Source organism: Bradyrhizobium sp. NP1 (assembly GCF_030378205.1).
Lineage (GTDB): Bacteria > Pseudomonadota > Alphaproteobacteria > Rhizobiales > Xanthobacteraceae > Bradyrhizobium.
Genome location: NZ_CP127385.1, coordinates 987,685 through 1,000,857 on the forward strand (window position 1 = coordinate 987,685; position 13,173 = coordinate 1,000,857).

Here is a 13,173-nt window from a genome sequence, read left to right on the forward strand (position 1 = left end):
GGGGCCGGCTTCGCGGGTACCAGATTACGCACAGAAGCAGGGTCTTACCAGTAAGGATGGGTTGACCGGGGAGCTCGGTCCGGACAATTTCGCCGGCTAAATTTGGGGAGTATCTGGCGCATGATTTCGAAAATGGTTGCCGCTGCCGTTGCAGCGGCGGCGATGGCTTTTTCCGCACCCGCGCAGGCCGAAGGCTTCATCAACGTGCTGACCGGCGGAACGTCGGGGGTCTATTATCCGCTCGGAGTCGCGATCGGCAAAATCTACGGCGACAAGATCGCAGGCGTGAAGACGCAGGTGCAGGCGACCAAGGCGTCGGTCGAGAACCTGATCCTGCTGCAGCAGGGCCGCGGCGAACTCGCCTTCACGCTCGGCGATTCCCTGAAATCGGCATGGGAAGGCGACGAGGAGGCGGGCTTCAAGAAGAAGCTCGACAAGCTGCGCACCATCGCTGCGATCTATCCGAACTACATCCAGATCGTGGCGACATCAGACAGCGGCATCAAGACGCTCGCCGACCTCAAGGGCAAGAGCCTTTCCGTCGGCGCCCCGAAGTCGGGCACCGAGCTCAATTCGCGCGCGATCCTCGCCGCCGCCGGCATGACCTACAAGGACATCGGCAAGGTCGAATATCTGCCGTTCGCCGAATCCGTCGACCTGATGAAGAACCGGCAGCTCAACGCCACCCTGCAATCGGCAGGGCTCGGCGTCGCCTCGCTGAAGGACCTCTCGACCGCGACCGACATCACCGTGGTCTCGGTGCCGAAGCCGATCGTCGACAAGATCGGGCCGCCCTTCATCGCAGTGACGATCCCCGCCAACACCTATAATGGCCAGGACAAGGACGTTCCGACCGCAGCCGTCGTGAACTACCTCGTCTCGAGCTCCGACGTCTCCGACGATCTCGCCTATCAGATGACCAAGCTGATCTTCGAATCGCTGCCGGAGCTCGCCAACGCGCATGCCGCCGGCAAGGAGATCAAGCTGGAGACGGCGGCGTCCGGCAGCCCGGTGCCGCTGCATCCCGGCGCGATCCGCTATTACAAGGAAAAGGGCTTGGTGAAGTAGCGCCGTCATGCCCGGGCCTGTCCCGGGCATCCACGCCTTGAATTTCGCATGGATCAAAGACGTGGATGGCAGGGACAAACCCGGCCATGACGTATCTCCAGGAATTGCGCCGGTGATATATAACGCCGCGGGCACGGGGAAACGAGTCGATGCAGCAAAGCGGGAGCGAGACGCCGATCAAGGTCGAGTTCGACAATTTCGAGCACGGCTTTCCGGAAGGTTTTGGCCCCGGATGGTGGGGGCGTCTCGCCTACGCGATCGGCATCCTGTTTGCGGCCTTCCAGCTCGTGGTCGCCGCCTGGAACGTGCTGCCGAGCCAGGTCGTGCGCGGCGTCCATGTCGGCTTCCTGATCCTTCTGACCTTCGGCCTGATCGGCAACTTCACCGCGAAGAGCAATGTCGGCCGCGCCGCGGGCTGGCTGATCGGCGCCGCCGGCTTTGCCTGCGGCATCTACCAATGGATCTTCTATGCCGACCTGATCGCGCGTGACGGCGATCCGACCACGCTCGACCTTGCCGTCGGCACGCTGCTCGCGATCCTGATCTTCGAGGGCACGCGGCGGCTGATGGGCCTCGCGCTGCCCCTGATGTGCGGCGCCTGCCTGCTCTACTGGTTCTTCGGCCAGTATCTGCCGGCGCCGCTCAATCACCGCGGCTATGATTTCGACCAGGTGATCAGCCATCTCTCCTACGGCACCGAGGGCTTCTACGGCGTGCCGATCTATGTGTCGGCGACCTACATCTTCCTGTTCATCCTGTTCGGCTCGTTCCTCGAACGCGCCGGCATGATCCAGCTTTTCACCGACGTTTCGCTCGGCCTGTTCGGCCGCACCCGCGGCGGCCCGGCCAAGGTCGCGGTGTTCGCCTCGGGCATGATGGGCACGATCTCCGGCTCCGGCGTCGCCAATGTGGTCACCGTCGGCCAGTTCACGATTCCCCTGATGATCAGGTTCGGCTACCGCCGCGCCTTTGCCGCCGGCGTCGAGGCCACCGCCTCGATGGGCGGCCAGATCATGCCGCCTGTGATGGGCGCGGTCGCCTTCATCATGGCCGAGACGCTCGGGGTCGATTACTCCGTGATCGTCAAGGCGGCGGTGATCCCGGCGATCCTCTATTTCGCCTCCGCTTTCTGGATGGTGCATCTGGAGGCCGGCAAGCACGGCCTCGTCGGCATGAAGCGGTCGGAAATCCCGAGCGCCTGGAAGGCGCTGGTGGCGCGCTGGTATCTCGTCCTGCCGCTCGCCGCGCTGGTCTACATGCTGTTCGAGGGGTTCACGCCGCTTTATGCAGGCAGCATGGGGCTTGCGCTCACGGTGGCGCTGATCCTCGGCGCCAGCATCACGCTCGGCTTCCCCTCCAACGCGCTGCGCTACCTGTTCTGGCTCGGCCTTGCGCTCGTGGTCGGCGCGCTCTCCCGCAACGGGCTCGAGATCATGCCGGTCGCCGGCGTCGTGTTCGCGCTGGTGCTGCTCGCCGCGATCACGCGGGGCGGCCGCGCCACCTTGAAGGCCTGTCGCGATTCGCTTGCCGACAGCGCGAAATCCGCGCTGACCGTCGGCATGGCCTGTGCCATCGTCGGCGTCATCATCGGCATGATGACGCAGACTGGCGTCGGCACCATCTTCGGCAGCTGGGTGATCGGGCTCGGCGAGAAGAGCCTGTTCCTCGCGCTGGTCATGACCATGGTGCTGTCGATCCTGCTCGGCACCGGCATCCCGACGATACCGACCTACATCATCACCGCCGCGCTCGCCGCGCCTGCGCTGGCCAAGCTCGGCGTGCCCCTGATCGAAAGCCACATGTTCGCGTTCTACTACGGCATCATGGCCGATCTCTCGCCGCCGGTCGCGCTCGCAGCACTTGCCGCGGCCCCGATCGCCAGGGAGAATCCCGACAAGATCGGCTGGGAGGCGATGCGGATCGCGCTCGCCGGCTATGTCATTCCCTTCATCTTCGTCTACTCACCAGCGCTGATGCTGCAGCCCGGCGATCCGATGGCGGCGACGCTCGGCTTCTACGGCGCGGTCGCGCTCGCGACCTTCAAGGCGCTGGTTGCGATCGGCCTGTTCGGCATGGTCGCGATCGGCTTCCTGTTCGCGCGGATGACATGGGCGGAGCGCGCGGTTGGGCTCGCGTCAGCGCTCTGCCTGCTCGGCGATTTCGCCTTCAGCGATACGGTCGGATTCGCGCTGACCGCGGCGCTGGTGCTGTGGCAATGGCGCCAGCGCGCGCGGCTTGCGGTGGCTGCGGCTTGAGCCTGTGCCTCGTCTCCAGCGGCGTCGTCAAGGCGCTGTCGGTTGCGGCTTTCACGCTGGCCTGGACGCATTCGATCGAGAAGACCGCGTGGCAGGAAGACTGGCAGGTCACGCCTTCGGGGCTCGAACTGGTCACAGCCCGCATCAAGGGCTTTGGTGCCGGCATGGAGCCGCCGGCCGACGCGCGTCTCGTCGACGGCTGGTTTGAATGGCACCCGAAGCCGGCAGTGATGCCGCAGGTGGTGCTCGGCAATTCCGGCGCCGCCGGCGAATGGCGGCTATGCGTCGATGGCGGTTGCCGCACGCTTTCGCAACTTTTCGAACATCCGATCGGTGCTAACGTCACCGTCATGAGCGCGTGCAACGATCCCTAACTTGTCCCGAGCGACGCGCGATCGGGAACGCGGTCGGAAGGTATAACATATGCCTCCAAAAACTTGGCCTACATCTGTCAATGAGCTTGCTCAGTTGTTTCACGCTGCTCTGATTGCCTTGGTGCCAATTGCTGACAAGGCCCATATGCAATGGAGAGAGCCAAATAACTACGACGATTGGGATACAATCGCCGCTGCGATATATGAGTCCATTGTGTCTCGTTCGCTTGAGGCGTCGTCTGAATGGAAGGAATTTCTTCCAATCCCTGAGTACGATATGAGAATCGATGGCTATTCAGATAACAGCTTTCTAACACCGAAGGACGAGCCCGGCGCGTGTGCCTTCATTTGCTATATGACAGCGTCTTCTCCATTCGATACCTGTCTCTTTGGGCGACTAAACGCATCCGGTGCGGCGGTTAGCTTTGAACATCGAAGAGCTGACCTTGTGGAATTTGTCCTCGCAGGGCGGTCCGCCGATAAGCTCTTGATAGTGGATTCGCTTCGAGTTCTTCTTTGAGAACGAACGAGTTAGCAAATCCATGGGTACTCTGCTCAAGCTACTTCCACTCTGGTCCGCTGAACAGACTGCAGTGCAAAACAGAGGGAGAACGCGATGGATCGGCTCAAGGGAAAGGTCGCGATGGTGGTCGGCGGCGGCTCGATCGGGCCGGGCTGGGGCAACGGCAAGGCGACCGCGGTGACCTTTGCGCGCGAGGGCGCGAGCGTGTTCTGCGTCGACCGCAATGGCGCTGCCGCCGAGGAGACGGTGAAGATCATCACCGGCGAAGGCGGCAAGGCGACCGCGTTCACGGCCGACGTCGCGCGCGCCGCCGAGGTCGAGGCGATGGTGGCGGCCTGCGTGAAGGCCCATGGCCGTATCGACGTGCTCGACAACAATGTCGGGATCGCCGAGATGGGCAGCGTCGTCGACGTCAGTGAGGCGGAATGGGACCGCGTGTTCGCGGTCAACCTGAAGAGCGCCTATCTCGCGATGAAGCACGTGATCCCGATCATGGCGAAGCAGGGCGGCGGCTCGATCATCAACATCTCCTCGATCGCCTCGATCCGCCATCTCGGCATCTCCTACGTGTCCTACGGCACGACCAAGGCGGCGATGAACCAGATGACGAAGACCACCGCGGTCGAGTTCGCCCCTCAAAATGTCCGCGTCAACGCGATCCTGCCCGGATTGATGAAGACCCCGATGGTCGAGCATTCCGCGGGCCTGGCCGCGAGCTATGCCAAGGGCGACGTCGAGGCGATGTGGCGCGCCCGCGACGCCCAGGTGCCGCTGGGGCACATGGGCGATGCCTGGGACGTCGCCAATGCAGCGCTGTTCCTTGCTTCCGACGAATCGAAATACGTCACCGGCATCGAGCTCGTGGTCGATGGCGGCATCACCTGCCGGGCGGTTTAGGTTTTGTCGCCCTGGGGCGACACTTGCCTACTGCGCCAGCGCGAAGATGCCGCCGGCGAACGTATGCCACGCCGCCGTCGTGCTGACCGGCCAGTTCAAGAGCTTGATCGCGACCAGCACCAGCCCGCCGACCACATAGACCGGATGCGGTTTGCCGCGCGCGCGCCAGTCGTGCACGATGGCAACCACCAGCAGAAGATAGGCGACGAAGGCCGGCGCGATCGTCACGGCGACCGGCGGAGGACCGGGTGGTCCCGGCGGCGCCAGGAAGGTCAGGAACCAGCGCGCCACCGCCGCATCCAGGATGGAGATGCCGGCAAGCAGCATCAGGCGCTTGTGCGTCTCGGGCCTGCGCGCATTGGCGACAGCAAGCGCAAAGACGACGGCGAAAAACGCGATCCCGCTGAGCGGCACGATGGAAAAGGCGATGCCGGCGTCGGTCTGGCCGACGGCCGCCGACCGCTTCATCACATTGACCGAGACCAGGAAGCCCATGATGGTCATGGCGGTCGCAAGCGACACGCCGATCATGCCGATGTCGCGATGGCTGACGATGCGGCCCGAGGCCGCAAGCCAGCTCTGCAACACGAAGAACAGGCTCCAGGCGAAGAACAGCACCCCATGGGCATGGATCACGGGTGTTGCCGAGAACGAACGCTGGGCCAGGGGCAGCCAGTAGGTCGGGGCAAAGCCCAGGAAAGCGACGGCCGCGCAGGCCAGCGCCATATGGAAATAAAAATAGCGCGCAGCGGCAATGGCAGCGGCGCTCGTGCGACGGTCATCAGTCAAGGTCGTCATGTCCTTTGAGTCTGCGCAGGCCGCGCCGGGTTCAATTCATTTTCCGGCCGATCCCGAGGTCCGATGCGGCCGTTCACGGTTATCCAGCGCAGCATCCGTTCTGCGTGTATGATTGCCGCAAAGATGCCGCCGTTGCCATGGCAGATCGGCGGCCTCGACTCAGGGACCTTGTCAACTCTGTCCGATGCGCGTTGCTCCGACGATCGTGATGCTGGGCGGCCTTTTGGCCGCGCTCGTGCCGCTGACGCGGCCGGAGGCGGTCCGCGCCACCGGCACCGAGCTGGTGAAGGAGCCGCTGGTCGATCCCGCACCCTGTACCGCCGCGGCGACGAGCCGCGACGACGAGCGGATCATCGCCGCCTGCGGAGTGCTGGTCGACAATGACCGGACCCAGCGCGCCGACCGCGTCACCGCATTGACCGCCCGTGCCGCCGCCTTCGCCCGCAAGGACATGGTCGACCGCGCCATCGGCGACTACGACGCGCTGCTGCGGCTCGAGCCGCAGCTTGCGGATGCCTACAGCGCCCGCGGCGAGCTCTGGCGCCGCAAGGGCGAGCGCGCCAGGGCGCTTCGGGATTTTGGTGCGGCGGTGAAGCTCAACCCGGACCATGCCGTAGCGCGGAGCAACTACCAGTCGCTGTCGCTGGAACTGGAACGGATCGGCGCGCTGATGGCGGTCGCCGGCAAGCCGAGCTTCAATTGCGCCGCCGCGCGGCGAAAGGTAGAGAAGGCGATCTGCGCCAGTCCGGAGCTTGCCGATCTCGACCGCGAGATCAATGCGCTCAACACCAAGGTGGTGCGCGAGGCGGCATCGTCCGATCCGCGCGCGGGCCGCGTCCTGCAGCGCGAGCAGGACGAATTCATCGCACGCCGCAACGCCTCCTTCGGCCAGGGCGGCTACGACCTGCGCGGCGCCCTGCGCGAGCGGCTCGACCGTCTGCAGGCGATCGACCGGAAATAGGTACCGATCGGCCGCCCTTTAGGCCAAAGACGGAGCGCCTTTCGGCTTGAAACTGGCCGGCCCAGCGTGACAATCCGGCTTCGGAGAAGGCGGCCGGCATTGATCCGGATCATGGCGGGGCGGCAGTCGGCCATGCTCAGGACAATAAAAGGCACAGGCGGGAGCGAACCATGACCATCCACGAGAAGAACCGGTATCACGAGGTCCATGCCCGCTCGCTGAAGGACCCGATCGGATTCTGGGGCGAGGCGGCGCGTGAGATCGACTGGATCGAGCCGGCAAGGAAGGTGTTCGATCCCGCGCTCGGCATCTATGGCCGCTGGTTCGCCGGCGGTGTGGTCAACACCTGCTACAACGCGCTCGATCGCCATGTTGCCGGCGGTCGCGCGGCGCAGGTGGCGCTGATCCACGATTCGCCGCTGACCGGCACGATCAGCAAGTTCACCTATGCCGAGCTCCTCAAGGAGGTGCAGGCGCTTGCCGCCATCATGCAGGATTTTGGCGTCGCCAAGGGCGACCGCGTCATCCTCTACATGCCGATGGTGCCGGAGGCGGTGGTGGCGATGCTGGCCTGCGCGCGGATCGGGGCGGTGCACAGCGTCGTGTTCGGCGGCTTTGCGGCCAAGGAGCTTGCCACCCGCATCGATGACGCCAGGCCGAAGCTCATTCTTTCGGCAAGCTGCGGGCTCGAGCCCGGTCGCATCGTGCACTACAAGCCGCTGCTCGACGAGGCGATCCGGCTCGCCTCGGCCAAGCCCGAAGCCTGCATCATCCTGCAGCGCGAGCAAGAGACCTGCGACCTGATTGCCGGGCGCGACCATGACTGGGCGAGCCTGCGCGACAAGGCGCTTGCCGCCGGCAAGGCCGCGCCTTGCGTGCCCGTTCTTGCAACCGACCCGCTCTATATCCTCTACACCTCGGGTACGACGGGCATCCCGAAGGGCGTGGTGCGCGACAATGGCGGGCATCTCGTTTCGTTGAAATGGTCGATGTTCAACCTCTACGGCGTCAAGCCCGGCGAGATCTGGTGGTGCGGCTCCGACATCGGCTGGGTGGTCGGTCACAGCTACATCGTCTACGGTCCGCTGATCCATGGCGCGACCTCGATCATGTATGAGGGCAAGCCGGTGGGCACGCCTGATGCGGGTGCGTTCTGGCGCGTGATCAGCGAGCACCAGGCGATGGCCTTCTTCACGGCGCCGACCGCGTTCCGCGCCATCAAGAAGGAAGACCCGGAAGGCAAGTTCATCCGCAAATACGATCTCTCGAAATTCCGCACGCTGTTCCTCGCCGGAGAGCGCGCCGATCCGCCGACGGTGGAATGGGCGGAGGCCCAGCTCAAGGTGCCCGTCATCGACCATTGGTGGCAGACCGAGACCGGCTGGTGCATCGCCGGCAACCCGGTGGGTCTGGGGATGCTGCCGGTCAAGCACGGCTCGCCCACGGTGCCGATGCCGGGCTATCAGGTCGACGTGGTCGACGAGGCGGCAAAGCCGCTGCCGGCAAACACCATGGGCTCGATCGTGATCAAGCTGCCGATGCCGCCGGGCTGCCTGCCGACGCTGTGGCAGCAGGACGAGCGCTTCGGGGAAGCCTATCTGAGCGAGTTTCCCGGCTACTACAAAACCTCCGACGCCGGCTACAAGGATGAGGACGGCTATGTCTTCGTGATGGGCCGCACCGACGACATCATCAATGTTGCCGGCCACCGGCTTTCCACCGGCGGCATGGAGGAGATCCTCGCCTCGCATCCGGACGTTGCCGAATGCGCGGTTCTCGGCATCCATGACGCGATCAAGGGCGAGGTGCCCTGCGGCTTCCTGGTGCTGAAGGCGGGCGTGACCCGATCACCGGCGGAGGTGGAAAAGGAGATCGTCGCGCTGGTGCGCGACAAGCTCGGCCCCGTTGCCGCCTTCAAGCTCGCGATCACGGTGGGGCGGCTGCCCAAGACGCGCTCGGGCAAGATCCTGCGCGGCACCATCAAGAAGATCGCGGATGGCGAGCCCTGGACCATGCCCGCGACCATCGAGGACCCCAAGGTGCTCGACGAGATCGGAGATGCTCTGAAAGGCAGGGTGTGACGGGCCGCTCAGTCCGACTTACAATCCCCGCAATTGGCTCTTTGAACGGGCGGCGTATTTACCTCTCCCACAAGGGGGAGGGGTACGCGCCCGCAACTCGCGAAAGCTGCAAATGAAGACGTTCCGCCTCGTCTCGATCACCTTGCTGGCAGCCCCGTTGCTCGCGGGTTGCCTTGAGCGTGGCGAGCCGCCGCCCGTGCAAAGCACCCTGGCGGAGGACGACGACACCTTCTGCCGCGCCAACGGCAAGTACACGCCGACCTCGCCCGAATATGTCTATTGCCGGAGGGACCGCGACGCCCAGCGCAACCAGGCGCAGGCCCGCGCCGACCGTCGCCAGCGCGACCTCGGCGACTATATGATGAGCCACCCGGAGCGTCCCCAATAGGCTGCTGCTGGCGGTTCGGAAGCAATCTTCACTTGTGCCGCGGAGGCCCGCATGGACGAAGACGTGTTCAACGGCAGTTTGCGCCGGTTTCTGAAAAAGGTCGGCATCACCTCGCAGCGCGAGATCGAGAAGGCGGTGCGCGACGCGCTCGCCCAGGGCCGCATCAAGGGCCATGAGAAGTTGCCGGCCAAGATAGTTCTCACGGTCGGCGGCGTCAGCCTCTCGCACGAAATCGACGACGAGATCGAGCTCGGCTGACGACACGGCGACCGTCAACAACCCGATTTCGGTTTCCGGTCAGGCGAATATTGATCCGTGGCTCGTCGGCGCCGGCGTGGTCGTTAGCGCGCCAGGCCGTCGACCATGAAGCCGATCGCGACCACCAGCAGCGCGCCGGCGGCGGAGCTGCCTATTCCTGGTCGGGCTTCTTGCCGCCGATGGTCTTGAGCTTGGCGAACACGGCGTCGACATTGAGGTCGTCGCTCTTCTTCTCGGCGACGTCGAGGTCGGGTTCCTTGCGGGTGGTCTCGGACGCCGGCAGCAGCGTGGCGCCGCCATAGGCTGCCTGCGCCGGCTTCTCCTTGGCCGCGCGCTGCACCTCGAAATCGAGCTCGATCTGCGAGCACAGGCCGAGCGTCACCGGGTCCATCGGCGTCAGCGTCGAGGCGTTCCAGTGGGTGCGGTCGCGCACGCTCGCGATCGTGCTCTTGGTGGTGCCGACCAGCCGCATGATCTGGGCGTCCTTCAATTCGGGGTGGTTGCGCACCAGCCACAGGATCGCGCTCGGCCGTTCATGGCGGCGCGACACCGGGGTATAGCGCGGGCCCTTGCGCTTGGCGGCGGGCGGCAGCACCACCTTGCTCTCGCCGAGCTTGAGCCGGTAATTCGGGTCCTTCTCGCCCCTTTCGATCTCGTCGCGGGTTAGCTGCCCGGTCGAAATCGGGTCCATGCCCTTGATGCCCTGGGCGGCGTCGCCGTCGGCAATGGCGCGGACCTCGAGCGGGTGCATCTTGGTGAAGTCGGCCACCTGGTCGAAGCTCAGCGCGGTATTGTCGAGCAGCCAGACGGCAGTTGCCTTCGGCATCAGCGGTGCGTTGCTCATGGCAAATCTCCTTTGTGCTCCGCCCACCCTCTGGAGGCGGAGCCGGTAGTCATCAGCGATGACGGGAATTACCCCTATATAAGCCCCGACCGGCCCCTGGCGCAATCCTCGACCTTGCCTTCCGGTGCGAAAGTGCCTTGACACGGCTCGAAAGCAGTCCCAATTCCTAGCCCAGCTGACCGTCCCTGGCCCGCCGGTGAGGGGTGATTCGGTCCAGAGATCGCTCCATGCCAGCCAAACCAGACCTCAGAATCGTGCTTTGCTCGCCGCGGGGCTTTTGCGCCGGGGTGGTTCGGGCCATCGACACCGTGGAACGGGCGCTCGCCATCTATGGCGCCCCGGTCTATGTCCGGCACGAGATCGTTCACAATAAATACGTCGTCGACAGCCTGAAGAAAAAGGGCGCGATTTTCGTCGAGGAACTCGCTGAGATCCCCGAGAATACCACCGCGCCGGTGGTGTTTTCCGCCCACGGGGTTCCCAAGTCGGTTCCCGCCGAGGCGCAGACCCGCAACCTGTTCTCGCTGGACGCCACCTGCCCGCTGGTGACCAAGGTCCACCGCGAGGCGGCCATCCACTTCAAGCGCGGCCGGGAGATCCTCCTGATCGGCCATTCCCACCACCCCGAGGTGGTCGGCACGCTGGGCCAGCTCCCGCAGGGCGCAGTGACCCTGATCGAGACCGCCGAGGACGCCAAGACCTTCGCGCCGAAGGATCCCAACAACCTCGCCTTCGTCACGCAAACGACGCTGTCGATCGACGACACCGCCGAGATCGTGGCGATGCTGAAGGAGCGGTTTCCGAACATCTCCGGTCCGCACAAGGAAGACATCTGCTACGCCACCACCAACCGCCAGCTCGCGGTGAAGAAGGTGGCGCCGGTGGTCGACGCGTTGATCGTGGTCGGCGCGCCGAACTCGTCGAACTCGCAGCGGCTGCGCGAGGTTGCCGAGCGCGAGGGCTGTCCCATTGCCGTCTTGGCGCAGCGCGCCGGCGACATCGACTGGGAGCGGTTCACGGGCATCAGCAGCCTCGGCATCACCGCGGGCGCTTCCGCGCCGGAGGTGATCGTCGAGGAGATCATGGGCGCGTTTGCCGAGCGCTTCACGCTGCATGTGGAGACGGTCTCGGCCGCGGAGGAGAACGAGTTCTTCCCGCTGCCGCGCTCGTTGCGTCCCGAAGCCGCCGCCGAGTAGTTCACCACATGGCGGTCTATACCGACGTCGCCGCCGAAGACCTCGCGGAATTCCTCAAAGGCTATGACATCGGCGAACTGCTCTCCTACAAGGGCATCGCCGAGGGCGTGGAGAATTCCAACTTCCTGGTCCACACCAGCCAGGGCTCCTTCATCCTGACGCTCTACGAGAAGCGGGTCGCGGTCGGCGATCTGCCCTATTTCCTGACCTTGATGGCGCACCTCGCCGAGCGCGGCGTGCGCTGCCCGCAGCCCGCGAAGAACCGCAAGGGCGAGGTCTATTCGACCCTCGCCGGCCGGCCGGCCGCGATCATCAACTTCCTCGAAGGCATGTGGCCGCGCCGCCCCAACGCCACGCATTGCGCCGCCGTCGGCGAGGCGCTCGCCAGGATGCATCTTGCCGGCCAGGATTTTCCGCTGTTCCGCAAGAACCCGCTGTCGGTTGCCGGCTGGCGACCGCTGTTCGCGCTTTCGGCTGCGCGTTCCGACAGCGTGCAGGCAGGTCTTTCCGACTTCATCGCGCGCGAGCTCGACGAGCTGGAGGCGCATTGGCCGACTGATCTACCCAACGGGGTCATCCATGCCGACCTGTTTCCCGACAATGTCTTCTTTCTCGGTGACAGGCTGTCGGGCCTGATCGATTTTCCGTTCTCCTGCAACGACATCCTCGCCTATGACGTCGCGATCTGCCTGAACGCCTGGTGTTTCGAGCCGGATCACTCCTTCAACGTCACCAAGGCGCGCGCACTGCTGAACGGTTACGGCCGCGAGCGGCCGCTGTCGGGGGCCGAGCAGGCGGCGTTGCCGCTGCTCGCGCGCGGCGCCGCGATGCGCTTTCTGCTGACGCGGCTGGTCGATTTCCTCAACGTGCCGCCGGGTGCGCTGGTCAAACCCAAGGACCCGCTGGAATATGTCCGCAAGCTTCGCTTCCATCAGGGCGTCAAGTCGCTCGGCGATTACGGCGTGACGCCGTCCGGATGTACGGCGTGAGTGAAAGACCTCATGTCACGGTTTTCACCGACGGCGCCTGCTCCGGCAATCCGGGGCCGGGCGGCTGGGGCGCGATCCTGAGGTTCGGCGAGGTCGAGAAGGAATTGAAGGGTGGCGAGGCGCACACCACCAACAACCGCATGGAGTTGATGGCGGCGATCTCGGCGCTGGAAGCGCTGAAGAAGCCCTGCGTGGTCGACATCACCACCGACAGCCAGTATGTGCGCCAGGGCATCACCGCCTGGATCCATGGCTGGAAGAGGAACGGCTGGCGCACCGCCGACAAGAAGCCGGTGAAGAACGCCGAGTTGTGGCAGCGGCTCGACGCCGCGCTGAAGCCGCATGAGGTGCGCTGGCACTGGATCAAGGGCCATGCCGGCCACGACGAGAACGAGCGCGCCGATCAACTGGCGCGCGACGGCGTCGCCATGGCGAGGCTGAAGCAGCGGGTGAGCGATTCGTAGGGTGGGTTGAGCAACGCGAAACCCACCTACGATTTTCCGGGGCACCTCGTAGGGTGGGCAAAGCGAAGCGTGCCCAC

Annotated in this window: 13 protein-coding genes; 11 read left to right on the forward strand and 2 right to left on the reverse strand. The window is 64.9% G+C overall.

The window, feature by feature from the left end:
- The first annotated feature begins 120 nt into the window (after nt 1-120).
- From QOU61_RS04635 to QOU61_RS04650, 4 genes are all read left to right on the forward strand, one after another.
- On the forward strand, nt 121-1,068 hold the full coding sequence (locus tag QOU61_RS04635) for a TAXI family TRAP transporter solute-binding subunit (protein WP_289656955.1): 948 nt from the start codon (nt 121-123) through the stop codon (nt 1,066-1,068).
- 149 nt (nt 1,069-1,217) lie between these two features.
- Nucleotides 1,218-3,323: a TRAP transporter permease gene (locus tag QOU61_RS04640; RefSeq protein ID WP_289656956.1), complete on the forward strand. Its 2,106-nt coding sequence runs from the start codon at nt 1,218-1,220 to the stop codon at nt 3,321-3,323.
- Complete coding sequence (locus tag QOU61_RS04645) at nt 3,284-3,697, forward strand: DUF1850 domain-containing protein (RefSeq protein ID WP_502876885.1); 414 nt, start codon at nt 3,284-3,286, stop codon at nt 3,695-3,697. The genes QOU61_RS04640 and QOU61_RS04645 overlap by 40 nt, the downstream gene beginning before the upstream one ends.
- Before the next feature lie 616 nt (nt 3,698-4,313).
- The gene (locus tag QOU61_RS04650; RefSeq protein WP_289656958.1) at nt 4,314-5,117 is read left to right on the forward strand and encodes an SDR family NAD(P)-dependent oxidoreductase; all 804 of its coding nucleotides are present in this window, start codon (nt 4,314-4,316) and stop codon (nt 5,115-5,117) included.
- Nucleotides 5,118-5,144: 27 nt separating this feature from the next.
- Here QOU61_RS04650 and QOU61_RS04655 read toward each other — a convergent pair whose 3' ends face one another.
- Nucleotides 5,145-5,915 carry a hypothetical protein gene (locus tag QOU61_RS04655; protein ID WP_289656959.1) on the reverse strand — a complete coding sequence of 257 codons (771 nt, stop codon included), beginning with the start codon at nt 5,913-5,915 and terminating at the stop codon, nt 5,145-5,147.
- Between the two features lie 184 nt (nt 5,916-6,099).
- Here QOU61_RS04655 and QOU61_RS04660 point away from each other — a divergent pair, with 184 nt between their 5' ends.
- The 4 genes from QOU61_RS04660 (at nt 6,100) to QOU61_RS04675 (ending at nt 9,603) form a co-directional block, all read left to right on the forward strand.
- The gene (locus tag QOU61_RS04660; RefSeq protein ID WP_289656960.1) at nt 6,100-6,876 is read left to right on the forward strand and encodes a tetratricopeptide repeat protein; all 777 of its coding nucleotides are present in this window, start codon (nt 6,100-6,102) and stop codon (nt 6,874-6,876) included.
- A gap of 170 nt (nt 6,877-7,046) precedes the next feature.
- Entirely contained in the window at nt 7,047-8,957 is a 1,911-nt protein-coding gene (locus QOU61_RS04665; RefSeq protein ID WP_289656961.1) for a propionyl-CoA synthetase, read from the forward strand.
- A gap of 112 nt (nt 8,958-9,069) precedes the next feature.
- The gene (locus QOU61_RS04670) at nt 9,070-9,345 is read left to right on the forward strand and encodes a hypothetical protein (RefSeq protein ID WP_289656962.1); all 276 of its coding nucleotides are present in this window, start codon (nt 9,070-9,072) and stop codon (nt 9,343-9,345) included.
- 51 nt (nt 9,346-9,396) lie between these two features.
- Nucleotides 9,397-9,603 (forward strand): DUF6494 family protein, encoded by a 207-nt coding sequence (locus QOU61_RS04675; RefSeq protein ID WP_289656963.1) that lies wholly within the window; start codon nt 9,397-9,399, stop codon nt 9,601-9,603.
- Between the two features lie 151 nt (nt 9,604-9,754).
- On the opposite strand, the gene QOU61_RS04680 is transcribed toward QOU61_RS04675, so the two are convergent.
- Complete coding sequence (locus QOU61_RS04680; protein ID WP_289656964.1) at nt 9,755-10,447, reverse strand: DUF1013 domain-containing protein; 693 nt, start codon at nt 10,445-10,447, stop codon at nt 9,755-9,757.
- A 227-nt stretch (nt 10,448-10,674) separates the two neighbouring features.
- Here QOU61_RS04680 and ispH point away from each other — a divergent pair, with 227 nt between their 5' ends.
- Genes ispH through rnhA form a run of 3 tightly spaced genes read left to right on the forward strand, consistent with a single transcriptional unit; the run spans nt 10,675 to nt 13,096 of the window.
- Nucleotides 10,675-11,643, forward strand: a complete 969-nt coding sequence (gene ispH / locus QOU61_RS04685) for a 4-hydroxy-3-methylbut-2-enyl diphosphate reductase (RefSeq protein WP_289656965.1) — start codon at nt 10,675-10,677, stop codon at nt 11,641-11,643.
- Nucleotides 11,644-11,651: 8 nt separating this feature from the next.
- Nucleotides 11,652-12,632 (forward strand): homoserine kinase, encoded by a 981-nt coding sequence (locus QOU61_RS04690; protein WP_289656966.1) that lies wholly within the window; start codon nt 11,652-11,654, stop codon nt 12,630-12,632.
- Complete coding sequence (rnhA, locus tag QOU61_RS04695; RefSeq protein ID WP_289656967.1) at nt 12,620-13,096, forward strand: ribonuclease HI; 477 nt, start codon at nt 12,620-12,622, stop codon at nt 13,094-13,096. The genes QOU61_RS04690 and rnhA overlap by 13 nt, the downstream gene beginning before the upstream one ends.
- The last annotated feature ends 77 nt before the right edge of the window (nt 13,097-13,173 follow it).